Raw genomic sequence first — 18,413 nt, forward strand, 5'->3', positions numbered from 1 at the left:
GATGCGCGACCGCGCCGTCTCCCCGGCCATCGGCTTCGTGACCACGCTCGCCATCACGCTGTTGCTGGTCATCTCGCTGTTCACGTCGACTGGGTCGCTGGTCACGGCCGAACGCGACCAGACGGCCCAGACGGAACTGGAGGTACTCGGTAACTCGCTGGCCGACCAGCTGGCGGGTGCGGACACCCTCGTCCGGGCGACCGACGCCCCAACGACGGTCCGTGTCACCGACCGACTGCCCGAACGCGTCGCCGGTGAACAGTACCGCATCGCCATCGAGCAGGTCGGCACCACCGGGGACGCCTACCGGTACCGCCTCGTCGTCACGAGCCCGTCCGTGGGCGTCTCGGCGGCCGTCGACCTGACGACCGGGACCCCCATCGCCGAGACCACCGTCGACGGCGGGCCCGTCACGGTCACGTACGACCGGGCGACGGGCACCCTGGAGGTGACCGGATGAACCACCGCGGGCAGAGCTCGACGGTCGGGTTCGTCGTCATCTTCTCGATGGTCCTGGTGATGGTCGCGCTGGTCAGCGTCAGCGGCTTCGCGACCCTGGGCCACGTCCAGGACGCCGAGCGCGTCACCAACGGCGTCCGGTCGTTCGAGGTCCTCTCGGACAACGTCGATGACGTCGTCCGCGACGAAGTGCCGAGTCGCACCACGACGGTGAAACTGTACGGCTCGCAGCTCGCGGCGGCAGAGACGACCACGATCACCATCGACGTCCCCGCCGACGGGTTCACGCATACCTTCGCGGTCACGCCCGTCGTCCTCGACGGCAGGACCGGCACGGACGTCGTCTACGAGAACGGCGCGGTGATCCGCTCGGACCCGGACGGACAGGTGATGGTCGACTCACCGGCCATGCTCCTGACCACCGAGTACACCGTGCTTCCAGTCGTCCGAACCGAGGGCGTCGGCTCGACGTCCGTCGCCGGACAGCGCAGCGCGACGGTTCGGACCACGCACGCCGGAACGACCGTCCTTCGGGCCGACACCGAGACCGCAGGCGTCTACGACGACGTCACGCTGACGGTGACCAGCCCGCGCAGCGAGGCCTGGTTCCGGTACCTCGACGCCCAGCAGGCGACCGACGCCTGCTCCCGGAGCGGCGACACCGTTACCTGCACGCTGACGACCAGCGAGGTGACTGTCGCCGTGACCGACGTCGAGGTTCGGTTCGACAACTGAACACGCCCCGGTCGACCCGCCGTCCGTCGGCAGTCGGCCGGGGTCGCTCCTGAACGTCGATTCTCACTCTTCGAGTGGCATCGCCGCCTGCGCACGAGGGCGGACCGCCGACGCTGCCCCGGTCACACTCTCAGCGTGGCCAACTGTGATGCCGACGAGCGTCCGATTCATCAAACCCTTTATCCGGCCCGGCCAGTCGTAGTGGTATGAACGAGACTGTCGTGGGCCTCCTCGCGGGCAACGCCGACCACGCTCGCGAGTTTGCCGATCGCTTCGACGACGTGCAGGACGCTCAGTATCCGGATGCCGTCACGGTCTGCTGTTCGGACTCGCGGGTCCTGCAGGACCGGATGTGGGGCAACGACCAGCCCGGCCACCTGTTTACCGCCGGGAACATCGGGAACCGTGTCGTCCAGCACACGGATTCGGGCCCGGCCGTCTCCGGCGACGTCCTCTACCCGGTTGCTCACACGGGCACCGACACCGTCGTCGTCGTCGGCCACACCAGCTGTGGCGCCGTGACGGCGACTTACGCCGCCCTCACCGACGGCGTCGACGAGGCACCGGGCATCCAGCACTGCATCGACATCCTGAAACCCCACCTCGAATCCGGCGTCGAGGCGCTGCCCGACGGCCTCTCCGACAGCGAGGCCGTCAACCACCTCGTCGAGTACAACGTCGACCGCCAGGTCGAGTTCCTACGCGAGAGCGAGGACGTGCCCGACGACACCGACGTCGTGGGCGTCGTCTACGACTTCCAGGACGTCTACTCGGAGCGACGTGGGGAGGTCCACGTCATCAACGTCGACGGCGAGACGGACGTCGAGACGCTGCGCGGGGACAATCCGTCGGTCGCAGGCAGAATCAATCGGCTCTGGGAGTACTAGCGGTCAGCCGCCGCTGCCTTGCCCGGGCGCGGATGTTATCGATTCTCGCGCTGCTCTACCTCGTTCAGGTACTGAAATCCACCATGGATTCTTTCGAAAACAACGCCAGGCTATATGAACTCACACTGTTAAGAACAGGATACAGCGCCTTTCACTAGACGGTGTATATATACAAAACTTCTGTGACCGACAATCAGGATGATCGGTTAGTTAGCGCGTGTCGAATATGCCGATCACATCGGTCGTCGAATATACCTCGACGACATCTTGCTCGTCGAAGTCAGTGTCGTCGCTCCAGATGGCTGCATCACCGGCCAGAGCACAGGCGACGTACAGCACGTCGTCGGGATCAGTCTCACCGATCGCTGCGTCGGCCTCCTCGATGTAAGGATAGAACTTGCTAGCAGGGACGACCTCGATATACTGAAACAGAAGGTCGACGAACTTGGCGACTCGCTCTGGATCCATGCCGGACTTATCGACGATCAACTCTGTGTAGCTCTCTCTCCTCGTAGACGAACTCGGGTGTCGTGAGGTCGGGTTCGAGTGTGACGATGAGTTCACGAGTTTTCGAGTCAGCGATGAGTGCGGAGATAACGACGTTGGCATCGACGACCAGCTTCATTCGTTGAGGCTACTCCGACTCCTCTTCGACGCGCTTGCGCGCGCTCTCGTTGATTTATCGGCTATATCGGCAACGTCGCTCTCGGTGAGTTCACTCCCTGACGTGAGTTCGTCCATCACTTCGAGTGCCTCGATTTTTTCCTGGATGGCCTGTCGGGTAACCTCACTCCAGTTGATTTCCGGGTGTCTCTCCATTTGGTCTTTGAGGTCGTCGTCGACATTGACGGTGATACTAGGCATACAGAAAACTATGTGTACACAGTATATTGTGTTTTTGGGTGGGAGCACAGCAACAAGAACTGACCGCTAGCTTCGCGGTGTTTCTCTCACCGAGACTGGGCGAGGTACTTGAACGGAGTTGCTGGAACGTACTAGATGCAGACGAGTGTCCGGTCTTCCGACTGCTCGTCGAGTCCAAAATTCGCAAGTGACGTCGAGGATCGACACTCCTGTCGACTAATAAGCGGCTAGATGGCCTGAAATAGCCGTTCTATCGTCTATCGGCTCTCTCGCTGTTCGACCTTGTTCAGCTCGATCAGCAACCGGAAGACCGCCTTCACCAGGTTCGAGTCGACGTCGAACTTCTCGGCGTTCTGGCCGGCGCGGTCCATGACGGCCTGCTCCTGGGCCTCGTCGGTGGTCGGGAGGTCCTTCTCCGCCTTGACCTGGGCGATGGTGTCGGCCACGTAGGTCCGCTGTGCGATCTTCTCGACGATCTCCTGGTCGATGCTCCGTATCTCGTCGCGCAGTTCCTCGAGCGACATGTCTTCGGGGTTCGTGCTCATACTGTCTGTGTTCCCTCCGTCTGTGTCGTGGTCAACAGCGTGTGGCCGTCGCGGCGGTCCCAGTACTCCCTGACCTGCTCGAGCGCCCGCCGGTCGCCGACCGCCGTAAAGGACGGCCCGGTGCCCGAGAGCGAGACGCCGTCGACCTGGCTCATGGCCTCGACGAGTGGTTCCGTCTCGAAGCCGAGCGCGGCACAGAAGGCGAGCCCGTTGACCGTCATCGCCCGCTGGTAGTCGCCGTCCAGCGCCAGGTCCTCGACGAGGCGGGCCATCGGCGCTATCTTGCGACACCGCTCGACGTCGGCGTCCGCGCTGAACGATTGCTCGGGCGGCGTCCAGACGAGCACGTCCCAGTCGACCTCGTCGCGAGCCAGCAGTTCGTCGGCCTCGTTGTCGGTGACGGTGACGCCCCCGAGCATCGAGGCCGAGGCGTCGTCGAACGCCCCGGTCACGGTCACACCGACGTCCCGGGCGGCCATGACCCCCAGCCGAGCGACGTCCTCGCGGGTCATCCGCTCCGTCGCGTCGAGGGCGTCCAGCGTCGCGAGCACCGTCGCGTTCGCCGCCGCACTCGAGGACTTCAGCCCCGAGGCCATCGGGATGTCGCTCTCGGTGCGGACGTGGCCGCCCGACACAGCAGGGAATCCGACCGTCTCGGGGCCGCCGTGTGAGTCGATGACGTACTCGACGCAACGCTCGACGAGGCGGGTGTCGGCCTCGGGCGCGCCGTCGACCTCGCCCGTGATGCCCTCCTCGTCCGTCCACAGCTCCACCGTCGCGGTGGTGTACTCGTCGATGGCGAACGCCGAGCCCCGGCCGGTCGAGAGCGCGTTCAGGACCGTTCCGGCGGCGGGCGCGGCTGCCTTCCCTTCCATCGCTCCCTACTCCCGCCCGGGAGTATTTACTACCTGCGGAAGCGGCCACCGCTCCGGCCACAACGCGCAGTTTTTGGGTCGGGGGCCGAATGATCGGGTATGAGCAACCGGTCCGACATCGCGCCCTCGACCCTGTCCGTGGAACTGACCGAGGACGGCGTCGCCGTCGAGTATCTGGACGGCCGGACGGCGTTCTATCACGGCGTCCCGTCGAAGGTAGCAGAGAGCGTCCGCACCGCCCCGGGCAAGGACACGCACGTGCTGGTAACCGACGAGACAGAGACGACGGGTATCCTCGTCTACGTCAACGACCTGCGGACACACGACGACATCATCGAGGACAGCGGCGTGGGCCGGGTCATCCTCCAGGACGGCGCAGAGGACGAACTGTTCCCCGGCGTCACGGTCAGGGACCACCAGATGCGCGTCGAAGTGGACGTCGACTTCGACGTCGCGGACGGGCGTGTCTTCGTCTTCGAGGAGGACGAGATGGGCGAGCGGAGTTTCGAGGTCGTCCCGGACGGCGTCTGAACGATTGAGCCGGGAACCACGCGACCCTCACAGCTCCCCGCGCTCGCTCACTGGATGTACGACGGGTCCTCGTCGTCGCAGTTCGACTCGTGCTGGCGCGCGTCGTCCTGGTCGTCGAACATCAGCCCACAGGTCTCGCACTTGTACCAGGTCATGTCGTCGCGCTCGGTCGTGACCACCATATGACACTCTCTGACGTGCGCCCGTATATTGTTTTCCCGCGACACGAAGGGAATCCTCAAGGGCGTCCGAGCGCTACAGACCGCCATGAGTGGGTCCAGCGACGAGGGCATCGAACTGACGGTCGAGGGGGCACACAAGCGGGACGCCGGACGCGGTATCGCCCGCCTCCCCGAGTCCGCCCGGAGCCAGCTGGGCGTCCTGAGCGGCGACCCCGTCATCGTCGAGGGCGACCGGATGACCGTCGTGAAGGTGTGGCCCGCCGACGAACAGGGCGAGTTCGTCCGCATCGATGCCGACACCCGCGCGAACGCCGGCGTCAACATCGGCGAGACGGTGACCGTCAGCCAGGGGTCGGTGGTGGCGGCCACCGACATTGCCGTCCAGCCGGTCGACCCCATCCCCGGGACCGACGAGTACGAGTACACCGTCCGTGACCGCCTCCTGGATCGGATGGTCCAGGCCGACGAGCGCGTCCACGTCGAGGGCCTGGGAACCTTCCTCGTCCGGCGGACGACGCCCGACGGCCCCGTGCAGGTCACCGACGAGACGCGCGTGACGGTCCTCGACCGGGAGGGAGACGGCCAGAAGAAGCGCCAGCAGGCCTCGCCCGCGCCGTCCGGGGACGACCGGGTGAACCCCGACGCCGCGGAGACCGAGACGGGCATCAGCTACGAGGATATCGGCGGCCTGGACGAGGAGCTCGACCGCATCCGCGAGATGATCGAGCTGCCGCTGTCCGAACCCGAGCAGTTCCGCCGCCTGGGTATCGACCCGCCAAGTGGCGTGCTCCTGCACGGCCCGCCGGGGACCGGGAAGACCCTCATCGCCCGTGCCGTCGCCAACGAGGTCGACGCCTACTTCGACACTATCTCCGGGCCCGAAATCGTCTCGAAGTACAAGGGTGAGAGCGAGGAACGCCTGCGTGAGGCGTTCGACCGCGCGGCGGCCAACGCGCCCGCCATCCTGTTCGTCGACGAGATCGACTCCATCGCGGGCTCGCGCGACGAGGACGCGGACATGGAGAACCGCGTCGTCGCCCAGCTGCTGACGCTGATGGACGGTCTGGTGGAGCGGGGCAACGTCGTCGTCATCGGGGCGACCAACCGCGTCGACGCCGTCGACCCCGCACTCCGTCGCGGCGGCCGCTTCGACCGCGAGATCGAGATCGGCGTCCCGGACGAGGCGGGTCGCCGCGAGATTCTGGAGGTCCACACGCGGGAGATGCCCATCGACGACGACGTCGACTTCGACAGCATCGCCGCCCGGACCCACGGATTCGTCGGGGCGGACCTGGCGTCGCTGACGACGGAGGCGGCGATGGTCGCTCTGCGACGCGACCGGGACTCCCCAGCGGTGACGAAAGTCGACTTCGACGAGGCGCTGGCGACGGTCGAACCGAGCGCGATGCGCGAGTACGTCGCCGAGTCGCCCGATACGACCTTCGCGGACGTCGGCGGCTTAGAGGAGGTCAAACAGGTCCTCACCGAGACCATCGAGTGGCCGCTGGCCTACGGCGACCTGTTCACCGCGACGAACACCGACCCGCCCAGCGGCATCTTGCTGTATGGCCCCCCGGGCACCGGCAAGACGCTGCTCGCGCGGGCCGTGGCCGGCGAGAGCGACGTCAACTTCATCCACGTCGCCGGGCCGGAGATCATGGACCGGTACGTCGGCGAGAGCGAGGAGGCGGTCCGCAAACTGTTCGAGCGGGCGCGCCAGACCGCGCCGAGCATCATCTTCGTCGACGAGATCGACGCCATCGCCAGCCACCGCGGGCAGGGCAACGAGGTGACCGAACGCGTCGTCTCGCAGCTGCTGGCCGAGCTCGACGGCATCACCGAGAACCCCAACCTGGTCGTTCTCGCCGCGACGAACCGCCGGGACATGATAGACGACGCGCTCCTGCGGCCGGGACGCCTCGAACAGCACGTCGAGGTGCCAAATCCCGAGTCGCCCGCCAGGGAGGCGATTCTCGCGGTCCACACCCGGGAGAAGCCGCTCGCGCCGGACGTCTCGATCGCCGACCTCGCGGCCGAGACGGCGGGGTTCTCCGGGGCGCAGCTCGAGGCCGTGGTCCGCGAGGCGTCGATGCTCGCCATCCGCGAGGCCGCCGCCGAGCTGGGGCCCGAAGCCGCGAGCGAGCGTGCAGACGAGGTGGTCATCACCCGAGAGCACTTCGAGCGGGCGCTCGAACGGGAACGGGAGCGGTAGCCGCCGAGCCGGCGCGAGGGCTCGGCGAAGCGTGGCGAAGGTATACCGCGGAAGGTGGGTGGATGAGGAGAAAGGCTGTCCGGACAGCCTTTGGCGGACGAGCGACGCCGTGTGGCCGAGCAGCGAGACGGGCGTTAGGTACCGGCGTGACGTGAAAAGCGCCGTGCCGGCGCGCTGGTATACCCACCCCACCCTCAAAAAACGATTGGTGTCGGCCGTATCTACCCGCTGTCGTCTCGCGATTCGCCGTCGGCGGCGCCCGCCTCGACTTCGTCGGTTTCCGCCCCGGTCGCATCACTCGGGCCGTCCGCTGTCTCGGCGGCGTCTGCCGCCTCCGCTTCCGATCCGGACGAGCGGATGGAGGGCAGCGAGAGGCTGCGCCCCCTGAGCAGGCGCCGAGCGCCGATGGCTGGCACCGCGAGGACCGCCAGCCACGGGAGCGCCGCCGCGGCGGTCACCAGGGTCGCCCGCCCGAAGACGTAGACGTCCTCGACGGACCCGAGGAAGACGGCCACGAGCGACTGCTGGTGATATTGCGTCCGGATGTCGCCCGCGCCGGGGGCGGGTTCCCGGAGTTCGATCCTGAGTGTCGAGAACGCGACGCGCTGTTCCAGCGAGCGTCGCTGGGCCTCCAGACGCTCGATCTCGCCCTGGACCTCGGAGAGCTGTTCCTCGATGCGCAGCAGTTCCTCGGTGTCGTTGGCCCGGCTGTAGAAGGTCCGCAGTCGGTCGCGGCGCTGGCGGAGGTTCTCGAGTCGCGCCTCGAGGTCGACCAGCTGGTCGGTGACGTCCTTCGTCTCCGTCTCCTCGGAGACGACGGTGCCTCGCTCCGCGGCGGCCGCCTGCATCGCCTCGTAGTCCTCGCTGGGGACCCGGACGACGATGTAGCCGGTTCTCCACGTCGCGTCGCCGGTCCGGTGGAGCTGCTGGTTGGAGTCGCTGACGTACCCGCCCATGCCCCTGGCCTCGTCGGCGACGGCGGTCCGACTGGTCGAGAAGTTCTCGACCTCGACGACCATCCGACCGGTCTTGATGATGGCTCGCTGCTGGCGCAGCTGGTCTGCCTGCGCGACGCTCCCGCCGTTGCCGCCGTCGCCGCCGCCAGACTCCGCTGGCTGTGGTGCCGCTTGCTGTGCACCGGCGTCACCGGCGCTGGCGGCCATCTCTGCGCCGTCGCCGCCGTTCGCACTGACTTGGTTCCCGGCGCCGGCACAGCCGGCGAGCAACAGCGTCGCGGCCACGAGGAGCGCAATCGTCGGTCGTGAGGGCATGGTGCCCTCTCCTCACTCCGGGAATAAAGTGGTCAGGGACGCTCAAAACGCGTCTTTTGTGAAAGAGCCGCTGTACATTCACCAGTCGCTGCGGGCGTCCTCCAGCGCGGGGAACTCCTCGCGGACGCGCTCGACGCGCCCGGGGTCGACGTCGGCCGTCACCAGCGCCGGTTCGTCGCTGGAACTTGCGAGCGTCGTCCCCCATGGGTCGAAGATGGTCGACCGACCGAGCAGCTCCGCCTCGTCGAAGGTTCCGACGCCGTTGGCCGCGGCGACATACAGGAGGTTCTCGACGGCTCGCGCTCGCGGGAAGAGCTTCCAGTGCTCGACTCTCGGGTACGGCCAGGCGCTCGGCACGAGCGTCAGCGTCGCACCCTCGTCGACGAGACGGCGGTGCAGCGCCGGGAACCGCAGGTCGTAACACGTCGTGATACCGACGGTGAACCCCTCGTACTCGACGGTCGGCACGCGCTCGCCGGGTTCCAGGAGGTCCGACTCGGCCGACCCGTAGCCAAAGAGGTGGTGTTTGCGGTAGATCGCCCGGCGCCGGCCGTCCCGGTCGAAGAACACCGCTGTGTTCGCGAGCCCCTCCTCGGCCGGGACGGTGAGTCCCGCGGCCGCGCTCGACGCCAGGTCCTCGACGATGCTCCCGGCGAGGACGGCGACACCGTACTCGGTGGCGGCTTCGCGGATCGTCGACAGCGTCTCGCCGTCCAGTGGCTCCGCACGGCGACCGTACAGTTCGAACGCGAAGTAGCCGACGTTGAACAGCTCGGGCAACACGACCAGGTCCGCGCCGTCGGCGGCCGCGCGCTCGATTGCGTCGGTCGCACGGTCGACGTTGCCCTGGACGCTGCCGGGGTCGACCGAAATCTGGGCTAGCGTGAGTCTCATGCTGTGACTTCGAGGTCCTCGCGGAGCGCGGCTTCGAGGTTGTCCATCTCGGCGTCCAGGTTTCGCTTGAAGAACCGCTCGACGCCGGGGAGGCGCCCGTCGACGACGAATCGGTTCGTCAACGATGTCCCGCCGTCGTCCGTCTCCTCGAGCTCGTGTTCGCCCTGGACGCGCATTACCTTCGACTTCCCGACGAACCGGACGTATTCCGGGTGGCGACGCTCGACGTCTCTGGTCTCGACGCGGAGCGTCCGGTTCACGACGGGAATCGGGAGCTCGAGGTACCAGTTGGCCCGCTCGTCGTCGACGACCTCGAAGTCGGTGACGACGCTGATGGGGCGCGCTCGCTTCTCCGGGTCGGCGATAAACTCCCAGACGCGTTCCGGCGCTGCCGAGACGGTAATCGTGCGTTCGACCCGGACAGTCATACCTGTGGGTGGGGTCTACTCCCGCAATAATCCACCGACTAGCCCGTGGTGACCCGCCAGGTCGTCGACCGGGCGCGGCCCCACTTCTCTATCTCTACCTCGTCGGCTTCCTCGGCGAGGCGTGGGAGGCGCGCACCGACCTGCTTCGCCGAGAGGCCGATCTGTGAGGCGATGTTCTTCGCGCGGAAGTAGCTCTCGCCACGGGAGACCCTGTCGCGGAGGTACTCCAGTATGCGCTGGTCTTCCTCGCTGAAGTCGGCCATACTATACGTTGGGCCTGTGCAAATTTAACGGTTGCTCTTGCGGGCGAGCCGGCCGCCAGCGTGCGATTAGGCGTCGTAGACGTGGATTGCGACGATGGACAGCCCGGCCGCGAGCAGGCCGATACCGAAGACGATACCGCTGGTGACCCGGACCGAGGCGACGCCGTTCAGCGCGTAGGCGTAGCCGTTGGCCGCGGTCAGGACGACAGCCACCAGCGCGACGATTCCAAAGACCAGGCCGAGACCGATCCCCATGTCGGTCCCGGGCGAGTTCGATGCCATTGTCGGTCGTACCGCTGTAGCACACTTAGTTCATTCGGGGTGGCGCGGGCCACATAGCCTTTACCGCCCCAGAATAGAGGGTCGCCATGGCAGGGAAACTGAATCTCGTCGTCGTCGGCGCGCTCGCCGTGGCAGTGCTCGTCGGCGGCGGTTTCGCGATGGGGGTTCTGGGGGCACCGAGCGTCGAATCGGTCGAGAACCACTTCGGGAACGTCTCGGAGTCCGCCACAGTTGTCCATACGGACCTCGGGGTGTCGAACCCGAACCCCGTCGGGGTCCAGCTGAGCGGTGCCACGGTGAACTACACGGTGGGAATGAACGGCGTGGAGATGGCCACCGGGAGCAAAGCGGGCCTGGGGCTGGCCCGTGGCAACTCCACGCTCGCGTTCACCACCCGGATGCGGAACGACCGCATCCCCGCGTGGTGGTACACCCACGTCGAGAGCGGCGAGATCTCCGACGTCACCGTCGACGCGACCGTGACGTCGTCGACGCTCGGCCGGTCCGTCTCGACGACACAGGACCGGACCGTCGAGACCGACGTCGTCGGCCAGTTCAACTCCACCGAGACGCGGCCGGTGAACGCGACCCAGCCGCTGGTCGCCGACCCGGTCCTCTATGTCAACGAGACGCGGGGAACCTGGGACCGCGCGAACCTCACGCGCCAGCGGACGCCGCTGGACCTCGATTTCACCGTCTACAACCCCAAACTGGTCCCCTATGCCGTCACGAAGGTCGGCTACACCGTCACGATGAACGACGTGACCGTTGGGACCGGCGAGTCCGAACGCGGATACGTCATCGCGCCAAGGTCCACGGAGACCATCGAGGCACGAACCGCGATCCGGAACCAGCACCTGGACGAGTGGTGGGTCACCCACCTCCGGCGCAACCAGGTGACCGACCTCCGGATCGACTTCTACCTCGTCCTCGAGGGCGGCGGCGAGTCGTTCCGCGTGGACCTCGACGCCATCGACTACGAGAAGACCATCGAGACGGACATCTTCGGGAACAAGGCCCAATACCCGACGGGTACCGACTCGTCGGGAGCGGGTACCGACGACGAGGACCAGGAAGCGACTCCCACACCGACGGCGACAGAAACCGCGACGGAAACGGCGACGCCGACCGCGACAGAAGACGACGGCGGCCTCCTCGGTGACGACTCGACGATGGCGACGGAGACAGCCACCGGGACGGCGTCGCCGACCGCAACGGAGACGACGACGCCGACAGAAACTGCGACAGAAGACGAGGGCCTGCTGTAGGCGCGCGACCCGGCTTACTGGATTTTGGTGTGTTCGGACTGCTCGTTGAGCGCGAGGTTCGTCGCGATCTCGGCGTTCCGGACGGCGTACTCGGCGGTCTGCTGGAGGCTGACGAGCACCTCACGGACCTGCAGGAGGTCCTGATTGTCCATCTCCGGGAGGTCGTTGAGTATCTCGTGTTCCTTGTCGCCGATCTCGCGGTACATCCTGCGGACCTCGATGGTCGTGTCGTAGTCGCGTTCGACGGCCGACTGCACGGCGAGTTCGGTTATCTCGTTGACCTGGTCGGTGAAGTCACGGATGCGTCGCATGGTCGAACTGTCGACGGCCAGCGAGTGGTCGGTCGCCTCCAGGGCGATCTCGGCGATGTCCTCGGCGTTGTCGGCGGTCAGTTCGAGGTTCTTCGCGATAGAGCGGTAGCCGATGAGCGGGAAGCCGTCCTCCAGGCCGACCGCGCGCGCCAGGTTCGGGTTCTGGTAGGCGGTGAAGATGAGCCGAAGGAGGAGGACGAATATCTTGTTGGCCTGCCGCTCCCGGTTGAGGGCGCGTTGGGCGAGGTCAGGGTTGCCGTGGGCCAGCGCCTTGATCGCCTCGTTTCGCATCGTCGAGCCGGTCGACTCCAGGCGCTCGAGCAGGTTGTCGAGCGTGAAGTCCTCGGGGTCGACCGAACAGCGGATGGCGATGCGCTCGGGCGTCTCCTCGATGACGCCGAGTCCCATCAGCTGCGTCTCGGCGTTGTAGACGGCGTTGATGTGAGCAGAGTCGAGGGTCCCCCCCTCGGGGGCCTCGACGTGGATGACCCGGCGGCCGAGCACGTACTGGGCGACGATTGCCCGTTCGACGGCGTCGGCGTCTAAGTTCTCCGCGTAGATGATCGCCTCCGATTCCTCTGTCTGGACGGACTCGGGCATGACCGTCAGCGTGCCTTTGCCGCCCATTCGGAGCGAGACTTCGTCGCCCTTCTCGACGTCGTGTGCGCTCGCCCACTCCGCGGGGAGCGTCATCGCGAGCGTCGAGGGACCCAGTCGCTGGACCTTCCGCGTTTCCATATCCCCTTGGTTAGCGACACCAGACCTTAATCTTGACTATACACAACTTAATCTCCAGAAATGAATACAATCATGTCTCGAGCGGGGACAGTCTGGGCGGACGTGGTCATCGGACCTCGACGAGTCGGCGTTCGTGGCGTCCCACCCGCACCTTCAGCCACCCCCGGAGGTCATCGTCGAGGGTCGGATCGCCGGTGTCGACGCGCAATGTCCCGATGGTGTCGAGCTTCCGCCGGGAGGCGACCACTTCGAGGTCACACCGCCGGATGACCTCTGGGGATAGCTGCTGGTTGCCACGGCCGAAGACGAACCCCTGGCCGCCGATGGGCGAGACGACGACCACGTTCCGGTCGCCCAGGACCGCGAGGATGTCAGACTCCGCGGCGTCCTCGACCAGCACTTCCCCGTCGCGCCAGACATCGACGCCCAGCGTCGTCCCCTGGAACCCGAGCGCCTCCTTGATGGCACCGACGGTGCTCCCCGGGCCGAGGACGTAGGTGACGCCCGGTTCGACGCTGTCGGCGACGCCCTCGGCCAGCGTCTCGACGGTTCCCCCGCCCAGTTGCTTGGCCGACTGGCGCTGCTCGGCCACCGGGACGGTGGCCACTGCCCGGAGTTCGGTCACCACGTCGCCGCCGCGGAAGGCGTCCTCGTCGATGTCGTTGACCTCTGCCCGCTCGGTCTCGGAGAACGAGGCGACGATGCGGCCGGCTGCCCGCGGGGAGACGCCGAACACCGACGAGTACACCTTGACGCCGGCCGGGACGCCGAGTATCGGCGTCTCGTCGTCCAGCTCCTCGAGCGTCTCGGCCACGTCGACGGCCGTCCCGTCGCCCCGACGAACAGGATGACGTCGACTCCGGCCTCGACGAAGGCCCGGACGGCCGCTCGGGTGTCCGCGCCGGTCGTCTCCTCGGGGTCCCGCGGGTCGCCGACCACCTCGGGGTCGAACCCGGTCCCGCGGACGAGCGACGCCCCCATCGGGTCCCCGTAGGTCACCAGCGTCACCCCGTCGGCCACCTCGGCCAGCGACTCCAGGGCGGTGGCGGCCCGGTCGGGGGCCCGCGGTTCCGCCCCCCGTTCGCGCGCTTCGGCTACTTTCCCGTCGGTACCCTTCAGGCCGACGCGGCCACCCATCCCCGCGATGGGGTTGACCACGACACCGATTCTGCGCATCTGGTCACTCTAGCGCAAGCAACGGCAAAAGGGACCCGGGAACGTGCCTTTGAAGCCACCCGCCACGCAACGCCAGGTATGGTCACGCTGCTCGCGAGTCACGTCCAGCCAGGCGTCATCAACGCCGCAGGCGCAGCCATCTCGCTCGGCGGTCTGCTGGTGACGTTCCTCTGGCTCCAGTACCTCTACCGGTAGCCGGTCGGGGCCGACCAGTCACTGGGCGTCCGGTCGCTCGACGCGGTCTTCCAGCCACGCCGCCGCTTCTTCGACGACGGCCTCGTCGCCGCCCTCGAACCGGATCCGGACGTTGTCGCCGGGGTAACTGCCGACTTTCACCGGGAACCGCTCCTGGACCTCCGCGAGGCGGTCGAGCAACGCACTCTCGGGTTCGGCCGTGTCGACGGTGGCGACGTACCGGCTCTCGCCGGCGAAGTCCTCGGCCACCTCCTCGAACATCCGCTTCATCTCCGCGGGGACGCCCGGCAGGACGTAGCAGTTCTCGACGACACAGCCGGGAGCGACGCCTTCGTGGTTCGGCAGGACGCGGGCCCCCTCGGGGACATCGCCGGTGCCCTCGGTCAGGTCGTCGCGGGTGTACCCACCGTTCTCCTCGAGCCAGGCCAGTGCCGCCTCGCTCTCGACGACGTCCCGGCCGAACGCGGCGGCGACGCCGTCGATGGTCACGTCGTCGTGTGTCGGCCCGAGGCCCCCGGTGACGACGACGGCGTCGTACTCGGCGTGGTACTCGTTTACCACTCGGGCGATGTCCGCGAGGCGGTCGGGTATCGTCGTCACTCGCTCGACGGTGACGCCGCGGGCCGCCAGCTGCTGGCCGAGCCACGCCGCGTTCGTGTTGACCGTCTCGCCCGAGAGCAGTTCGTCGCCGACCGTTACCACCGCGACACGCATACCTTCTGGTAGGGAACCGTGATACAAATACTGTGGGACACGGGCGCGCGGTCCGACTGGCCTACCGCATCCCCGGCGGCGGACCGCGGTCCCGGGGGTCGTCGTCGTAGTCCTCCTCTTCGAGGTCGATTCCGGCCTCCTTCCGTCGGCGTCTGACCTCCTGTAACTGCCGGTAGTAGTAGAGCACGCCGCCTGTGCCGACGACGATGGCGACGAGCGCAACCCCGCCGAAGATAAAGAGGTCGCGCTGGAGGTAGTACCGGACGCTGACACCGCGCGTCGTCACCTCTTCCCACCGGATCGTCTGCCGGTCGTTCTCGACGGTCTTCCCGTCTGCTCCGGGACTGACCTGCGAGAGCAGCGGGATGCCCACGCGGGCCCGGCGGAAGCGTGATTGCGTACGAGCCCCCGTCTACGAGCGTCGGCGTCGCGAACGTCTTGCCCAGGCGGGGCGCCGTGAACGCAACCTCCCCGGTGACGTTCCCCGGGAACTGTATCTCGGTGCGCCGGCCGCCCTCCGTCGCGGTCATCGATGAGTTGGCCGCGCTGATGACCGTCCCGTTATCGTACCTGAACCGGAGCGCGCGGATGGGCACCGACTGTTCGCGGCCCAGCCCGTCGCGGCTGTACACCTCGAACGTCGAGTTGTTCCGCACGTCGTAGACGGCGGTGTACGACGACCGGTCGACGACGAGCGTCGCGTCCTCCGGGGTCTCCCAGTCGTAACTCGCGTTCTGGTTCAGGCGCGCCGGGTCCGACTCCTGGGGGCCAAAGAGGCCGGTACAGCCCGAGAGGGCGAGCAGTGCGACGAGACCGATGAGCGCGTAGTGACGCCGTTGCATGGCTCTGTCAGGGGACGACCGCGAGCAGTTCCGACTTCATGAACCGGCCGATGTCGGCCAGCAGGCCCGGCGCGTCGGTGTCGGGATGGCAGACGATGCTCTGTTCGAGCAGGCCGACGCGCTCGACGGTGACGATGTCCTGTGCGTGGCCGGCGCGGTTGACCGTCGCGCGGGCCTGCGAACGGGTGACGCTGTTGGCGTTGACCCGGCCGTTCCCCCGCGACCAGTCGTAGAGCCGGTCGACTGTCTCGTCGGCCAGGCGGGGGTCGTCACCGGCGACGAACCGCAGGGGCATGTGCTGGACGATGCCGAACCGTTTGCGGATCTGGGCCGGCGAGCCCTGGCCGAGGTTCAGCCTGTCGGCGGGAATCCGGACCGACTGGCCGAACCCGACGTCGAGGACGAACCCGTCCTCGTCCCACGAGTCGAGCGTCCCGACGTACGTCTCGCCGGGCTCGTGGTCGGTGACGAGCTCGCCGAACTCCTCGCGCAGGAGGTTCCGGGCCACCGTCGCGTCCGGGCCGTCGACGGTGACGGTGGGGAAGTCGTCCTCCCGGTGCCCGACGTCGAACGACACGTCGAGCTCGCCGAACTCGTTCGTGACCAGCGACCGCAGGCCGTCGAGTGCACGCTGTCGGGCGTCGCCCGTCACGTACACCTTCGTCCCGAGGACGACCATCAGGCTTCCACGCTGTCGACGTTCAGTTCGTCCCGCAGTTCATCGATGCGGTCTTCCATCGCCGTCACGAGGCGCGTGTTCTCCATCGCTTCGACCTGGTTGCCACACTCCGGGCACTGGAAGCCAAACTCCATCGCCTCGCCGAACTCGAAGCGGATGCCACAGTGCTCACAGAGGTAAAACTCGTTGTTCCGCTCGTACTGGCGGCGGTCCTCTAAGCCCTCCAGCAGGCGGTGCATCTCCTCTTCGAGCTGTTCCGGAATCTTGTCGTACTCGAAGGTCCAGAGGTACGTGAGCCACCCGGAGTCCTCGTCGCGGAGGCGGCGATAGGTCGCCAGGTCGTTCTCGTAGAGGATAAAGAGGGCGCGTCTGACGTCGTTGAGTTCGAGTCCGAGCTCCTCGGCCAGTTCCTCGTCGGTCACTTCGCCGTCCGGCGGCGCGGCGGCGACCGGCATCCCCTTCGGTCCGACCAGTTCGTGGAGGTATTTCTGTATCACGGGGTCCTCCAGAAGGTCCTCGAAAGCCATTACCCGTGTTTCCGGCGGTCACGTGGTTAAATCCATCGGGTCCGGGGCTGGTGACGGCCGCTACTGGGCCCGATTACACGCCTGTCTTCCGGTTCGTGTGGTGGGGTCAGTCCCCCCCACGGACCGACGCCGAACGCCCGTCCGACCGCCCAGCCGACGGCGAACGGCGCCAGTATCGCGAGACAGGCGAATCCGACCCAGCGTGCCGGCGGCGGCTGGGTGACGAGGTAGAGGAGATACAGCGTGCCGACCACCGGAAGGACCCGCGAGGTCGCCCCCGTGATGCCGTCGAGCACGGTCAGTCACCGCGACGGGCGTCGCTCACGCCCCCTCGTCGGCCGCGTCGTCGGGGTCGACCACGCGCTTGCCGGTCGCTTTCGGGACGACCACGCGGTCGGGGTCCTCCCACTCGCGGTCGAGTTCGACTCCCTCGTAGAGCCGGTCGAGGAAGACCGCCAGCGAGGCCACCTCGGAGTGGGGCTGGTTGGTGACGCCGACGTTCCAGTCGGCCTCTTCGTAGACCTCGAAGGGGACCTTCTCGGCCCCGACGACGACCAGGAGGGGGCCGTCCTCGTGGGCCGCCCTGACGTCGGCCTCGACGTCCTGGATCGGTTCGCCGTACATCGTCAGGTGGACCACGGTGCCCTCGAAGTCGCGGATGTATCGTCTCGGTTCGTCGGTCGTCTCGACGTCGAATGGGCCGCCGAACCGGTCGGTGATGTCGACGACGGTGTCGGTCCGGGAGCCGGCCGCTCCGGCCATCACGACCCGGTCGGCACCCAGCGCGCGCGCCGTGAGTCCGACGTGGGTGGTCATGCGCTCGTCGCGGCCCGGCCGGTGGCCCAGGCGGAGCACCGTCACCGACTCGTGGCCCCTCATGCGTCCCTCGCGGCCTCGACGGCCTCGCGGATCGGTTCGAAGGCAACCCTGCTCCACTCGACGGGGTCGCCGTCGACGAAGACGGTCGGGGTCCCCTCCACGCCGCGGTCGATGCCGGCCTGCCTGTCGGCGGCGACGGTCGGCCGGTACCGCTCCTCGACTGCGGCCTGTCGTACCGTCTCGCCGTCGGCGCCGATCCCCTCGGTCAGCTCGGCGTAGACGTCGGGACCGAGGCTGGCCTGGTTCTCGAACAGGCGCTTGCTGTAAGTGAAACGCCGCGTCGCCGGCCTCGTCTTGCACGGCGCGAGCGGCGCTGGCGGCCTGCCAGGACACCGCCTCGTCGACCGGGATGGGGAAGTCGTGGAACTCGTATCGCACGCTCCCGTCTTCGAGGAACGCCGCCTCGACCTGCGGGAAGACCTCGACCGAGTAGGTCTTGCAGTGGGGGCAGGCGTAGTCCTCGTAGACGGCGACGGTGACGTCTGCGTCCGGGTCGCCCGCGACGGGGGTGGGAAGCGTCTCGCCGGTGGGCGTCGGGGACGGCGACTCAGCCGTGTCGCTCGACCCGGTGAGACAGCCGGCCGTCGCGCCGGCGAGGGCCACGCCCGCGGCGAGCACGTCGCGACGCGTCGAGTTTGTCATACCCGTCACTCGCC

Annotated in this window: 20 protein-coding genes and 5 pseudogenes; 6 read left to right on the forward strand and 19 right to left on the reverse strand. The window is 67.3% G+C overall.

The window, feature by feature from the left end:
• Window position 1 precedes the first annotated feature (1 nt).
• The 3 genes from P1N55_RS00850 (at window position 2) to P1N55_RS00860 (ending at window position 2,081) form a co-directional block, all read left to right on the forward strand.
• On the forward strand, window positions 2-460 hold the full coding sequence (locus P1N55_RS00850; protein ID WP_276277153.1) for a DUF7266 family protein: 459 nt from the start codon (window positions 2-4) through the stop codon (window positions 458-460).
• Window positions 457-1,194 (forward strand): DUF7289 family protein, encoded by a 738-nt coding sequence (locus P1N55_RS00855; protein WP_276277154.1) that lies wholly within the window; start codon window positions 457-459, stop codon window positions 1,192-1,194. Before P1N55_RS00850 ends, P1N55_RS00855 begins: the two co-directional genes overlap by 4 nt.
• Before the next feature lie 206 nt (window positions 1,195-1,400).
• Window positions 1,401-2,081 (forward strand): carbonic anhydrase, encoded by a 681-nt coding sequence (locus P1N55_RS00860; RefSeq protein ID WP_276277155.1) that lies wholly within the window; start codon window positions 1,401-1,403, stop codon window positions 2,079-2,081.
• Window positions 2,082-2,291: 210 nt separating this feature from the next.
• Here P1N55_RS00860 and P1N55_RS19530 read toward each other — a convergent pair.
• The 4 genes and pseudogenes from P1N55_RS19530 to P1N55_RS00885 form a co-directional block, all read right to left on the reverse strand.
• Window positions 2,292-2,706: pseudogene (locus P1N55_RS19530) on the reverse strand (PIN domain-containing protein).
• Between the two features lie 9 nt (window positions 2,707-2,715).
• A pseudogene (locus P1N55_RS00875) lies at window positions 2,716-2,945 on the reverse strand (hypothetical protein).
• 257 nt (window positions 2,946-3,202) lie between these two features.
• Window positions 3,203-3,490 carry a chorismate mutase gene (locus tag P1N55_RS00880; RefSeq protein ID WP_276277159.1) on the reverse strand — a complete coding sequence of 96 codons (288 nt, stop codon included), beginning with the start codon at window positions 3,488-3,490 and terminating at the stop codon, window positions 3,203-3,205.
• Window positions 3,487-4,365 (reverse strand): shikimate kinase, encoded by an 879-nt coding sequence (locus P1N55_RS00885; RefSeq protein WP_276277160.1) that lies wholly within the window; start codon window positions 4,363-4,365, stop codon window positions 3,487-3,489. The genes P1N55_RS00880 and P1N55_RS00885 overlap by 4 nt, the downstream gene beginning before the upstream one ends.
• Window positions 4,366-4,464: 99 nt before the next feature.
• Between P1N55_RS00885 and P1N55_RS00890 the strand changes: the two genes are divergently transcribed.
• A complete protein-coding gene (locus P1N55_RS00890; protein WP_276277161.1) occupies window positions 4,465-4,896 on the forward strand; it encodes a DUF5796 family protein in 432 nt (143 codons plus the stop codon).
• Between the two features lie 47 nt (window positions 4,897-4,943).
• Here the strand turns inward: P1N55_RS00890 and P1N55_RS00895 are convergent, their stop codons facing one another.
• Window positions 4,944-5,078 carry a DUF7128 family protein gene (locus P1N55_RS00895; RefSeq protein WP_276277162.1) on the reverse strand — a complete coding sequence of 45 codons (135 nt, stop codon included), beginning with the start codon at window positions 5,076-5,078 and terminating at the stop codon, window positions 4,944-4,946.
• A gap of 85 nt (window positions 5,079-5,163) precedes the next feature.
• On the opposite strand from P1N55_RS00895, the gene P1N55_RS00900 reads away from it, so the two are divergent.
• Window positions 5,164-7,290 (forward strand): AAA family ATPase, encoded by a 2,127-nt coding sequence (locus P1N55_RS00900; RefSeq protein ID WP_276277163.1) that lies wholly within the window; start codon window positions 5,164-5,166, stop codon window positions 7,288-7,290.
• Window positions 7,291-7,511: 221 nt separating this feature from the next.
• Here the strand turns inward: P1N55_RS00900 and P1N55_RS00905 are convergent, their stop codons facing one another.
• The 5 genes from P1N55_RS00905 to P1N55_RS00925 all read right to left on the reverse strand — a co-directional run bounded on the left by P1N55_RS00905 (window position 7,512) and on the right by P1N55_RS00925 (window position 10,428).
• The gene (locus P1N55_RS00905) at window positions 7,512-8,561 is read right to left on the reverse strand and encodes a DUF4349 domain-containing protein (protein ID WP_276277164.1); all 1,050 of its coding nucleotides are present in this window, start codon (window positions 8,559-8,561) and stop codon (window positions 7,512-7,514) included.
• Between the two features lie 78 nt (window positions 8,562-8,639).
• A complete protein-coding gene (locus tag P1N55_RS00910; RefSeq protein WP_276277165.1) occupies window positions 8,640-9,455 on the reverse strand; it encodes a carbon-nitrogen family hydrolase in 816 nt (271 codons plus the stop codon).
• Complete coding sequence (locus P1N55_RS00915; protein WP_276277166.1) at window positions 9,452-9,883, reverse strand: SRPBCC family protein; 432 nt, start codon at window positions 9,881-9,883, stop codon at window positions 9,452-9,454. Before P1N55_RS00915 ends, P1N55_RS00910 begins: the two co-directional genes overlap by 4 nt.
• 38 nt (window positions 9,884-9,921) lie before the next feature.
• The gene (locus P1N55_RS00920) at window positions 9,922-10,146 is read right to left on the reverse strand and encodes a DUF7123 family protein (RefSeq protein WP_276277167.1); all 225 of its coding nucleotides are present in this window, start codon (window positions 10,144-10,146) and stop codon (window positions 9,922-9,924) included.
• Between the two features lie 66 nt (window positions 10,147-10,212).
• Window positions 10,213-10,428 (reverse strand): DUF7525 family protein, encoded by a 216-nt coding sequence (locus tag P1N55_RS00925; RefSeq protein WP_276277168.1) that lies wholly within the window; start codon window positions 10,426-10,428, stop codon window positions 10,213-10,215.
• A gap of 86 nt (window positions 10,429-10,514) precedes the next feature.
• Here P1N55_RS00925 and P1N55_RS00930 point away from each other — a divergent pair, with 86 nt between their 5' ends.
• Window positions 10,515-11,696: an LEA type 2 family protein gene (locus P1N55_RS00930; RefSeq protein WP_276277169.1), complete on the forward strand. Its 1,182-nt coding sequence runs from the start codon at window positions 10,515-10,517 to the stop codon at window positions 11,694-11,696.
• 14 nt (window positions 11,697-11,710) lie between these two features.
• Here the strand turns inward: P1N55_RS00930 and P1N55_RS00935 are convergent, their stop codons facing one another.
• The 9 genes and pseudogenes from P1N55_RS00935 to P1N55_RS00980 all read right to left on the reverse strand — a co-directional run bounded on the left by P1N55_RS00935 (window position 11,711) and on the right by P1N55_RS00980 (window position 18,399).
• Window positions 11,711-12,745, reverse strand: coding sequence for a phosphate uptake regulator PhoU (locus P1N55_RS00935; RefSeq protein WP_276277170.1), 1,035 nt, complete (start codon window positions 12,743-12,745; stop codon window positions 11,711-11,713).
• A 106-nt stretch (window positions 12,746-12,851) separates the two neighbouring features.
• Window positions 12,852-13,921, reverse strand: a pseudogene (locus tag P1N55_RS00940) (ATP-NAD kinase family protein).
• 213 nt (window positions 13,922-14,134) lie between these two features.
• Complete coding sequence (locus P1N55_RS00945) at window positions 14,135-14,830, reverse strand: competence/damage-inducible protein A (protein ID WP_276277171.1); 696 nt, start codon at window positions 14,828-14,830, stop codon at window positions 14,135-14,137.
• 61 nt (window positions 14,831-14,891) lie between these two features.
• Window positions 14,892-15,672, reverse strand: a pseudogene (locus P1N55_RS19870) (DUF5803 family protein).
• Window positions 15,673-15,679: 7 nt separating this feature from the next.
• The gene (locus P1N55_RS00960) at window positions 15,680-16,351 is read right to left on the reverse strand and encodes a DUF2110 family protein (protein ID WP_276277173.1); all 672 of its coding nucleotides are present in this window, start codon (window positions 16,349-16,351) and stop codon (window positions 15,680-15,682) included.
• A complete protein-coding gene (gene tfe, locus P1N55_RS00965; protein ID WP_276277174.1) occupies window positions 16,351-16,878 on the reverse strand; it encodes a transcription factor E in 528 nt (175 codons plus the stop codon). Before tfe ends, P1N55_RS00960 begins: the two co-directional genes overlap by 1 nt.
• Before the next feature lie 26 nt (window positions 16,879-16,904).
• The gene (locus P1N55_RS00970; RefSeq protein ID WP_276277175.1) at window positions 16,905-17,174 is read right to left on the reverse strand and encodes a hypothetical protein; all 270 of its coding nucleotides are present in this window, start codon (window positions 17,172-17,174) and stop codon (window positions 16,905-16,907) included.
• 25 nt (window positions 17,175-17,199) lie between these two features.
• On the reverse strand, window positions 17,200-17,757 hold the full coding sequence (locus P1N55_RS00975) for a tRNA (cytidine(56)-2'-O)-methyltransferase (protein WP_276277176.1): 558 nt from the start codon (window positions 17,755-17,757) through the stop codon (window positions 17,200-17,202).
• Window positions 17,754-18,399, reverse strand: a pseudogene (locus P1N55_RS00980) (DsbA family protein). The gene P1N55_RS00975 and the pseudogene P1N55_RS00980 overlap by 4 nt, the downstream one beginning before the upstream one ends.
• Between the last annotated feature and the right edge of the window lie 14 nt (window positions 18,400-18,413).

Origin of the sequence: Haloarcula regularis (assembly GCF_029338315.1) — an archaeon.
GTDB lineage: Archaea > Halobacteriota > Halobacteria > Halobacteriales > Haloarculaceae > Haloarcula > Haloarcula regularis.

Coding starts and splice junctions, on each gene's coding strand:
- P1N55_RS00945 (WP_276277171.1), bottom strand. CDS start 14,830: ATGCGTGTCGCGGTGGTAACGGTCGGCGACGAACTGCTCTCGGGCGAG.
- P1N55_RS00960 (WP_276277173.1), bottom strand. CDS start 16,351: ATGGTCGTCCTCGGGACGAAGGTGTACGTGACGGGCGACGCCCGACAG.
- P1N55_RS00885 (WP_276277160.1), bottom strand. CDS start 4,365: ATGGAAGGGAAGGCAGCCGCGCCCGCCGCCGGAACGGTCCTGAACGCG.
- tfe (WP_276277174.1), bottom strand. CDS start 16,878: ATGGCTTTCGAGGACCTTCTGGAGGACCCCGTGATACAGAAATACCTC.
- P1N55_RS00925 (WP_276277168.1), bottom strand. CDS start 10,428: ATGGCATCGAACTCGCCCGGGACCGACATGGGGATCGGTCTCGGCCTG.
- P1N55_RS00860 (WP_276277155.1), top strand. CDS start 1,401: ATGAACGAGACTGTCGTGGGCCTCCTCGCGGGCAACGCCGACCACGCT.
- P1N55_RS00910 (WP_276277165.1), bottom strand. CDS start 9,455: ATGAGACTCACGCTAGCCCAGATTTCGGTCGACCCCGGCAGCGTCCAG.
- P1N55_RS00890 (WP_276277161.1), top strand. CDS start 4,465: ATGAGCAACCGGTCCGACATCGCGCCCTCGACCCTGTCCGTGGAACTG.
- P1N55_RS00905 (WP_276277164.1), bottom strand. CDS start 8,561: ATGCCCTCACGACCGACGATTGCGCTCCTCGTGGCCGCGACGCTGTTG.
- P1N55_RS00855 (WP_276277154.1), top strand. CDS start 457: ATGAACCACCGCGGGCAGAGCTCGACGGTCGGGTTCGTCGTCATCTTC.
- P1N55_RS00935 (WP_276277170.1), bottom strand. CDS start 12,745: ATGGAAACGCGGAAGGTCCAGCGACTGGGTCCCTCGACGCTCGCGATG.
- P1N55_RS00975 (WP_276277176.1), bottom strand. CDS start 17,757: ATGAGGGGCCACGAGTCGGTGACGGTGCTCCGCCTGGGCCACCGGCCG.
- P1N55_RS00920 (WP_276277167.1), bottom strand. CDS start 10,146: ATGGCCGACTTCAGCGAGGAAGACCAGCGCATACTGGAGTACCTCCGC.
- P1N55_RS00880 (WP_276277159.1), bottom strand. CDS start 3,490: ATGAGCACGAACCCCGAAGACATGTCGCTCGAGGAACTGCGCGACGAG.
- P1N55_RS00900 (WP_276277163.1), top strand. CDS start 5,164: ATGAGTGGGTCCAGCGACGAGGGCATCGAACTGACGGTCGAGGGGGCA.
- P1N55_RS00930 (WP_276277169.1), top strand. CDS start 10,515: ATGGCAGGGAAACTGAATCTCGTCGTCGTCGGCGCGCTCGCCGTGGCA.
- P1N55_RS00850 (WP_276277153.1), top strand. CDS start 2: ATGCGCGACCGCGCCGTCTCCCCGGCCATCGGCTTCGTGACCACGCTC.
- P1N55_RS00915 (WP_276277166.1), bottom strand. CDS start 9,883: ATGACTGTCCGGGTCGAACGCACGATTACCGTCTCGGCAGCGCCGGAA.
- P1N55_RS00895 (WP_276277162.1), bottom strand. CDS start 5,078: ATGGTGGTCACGACCGAGCGCGACGACATGACCTGGTACAAGTGCGAG.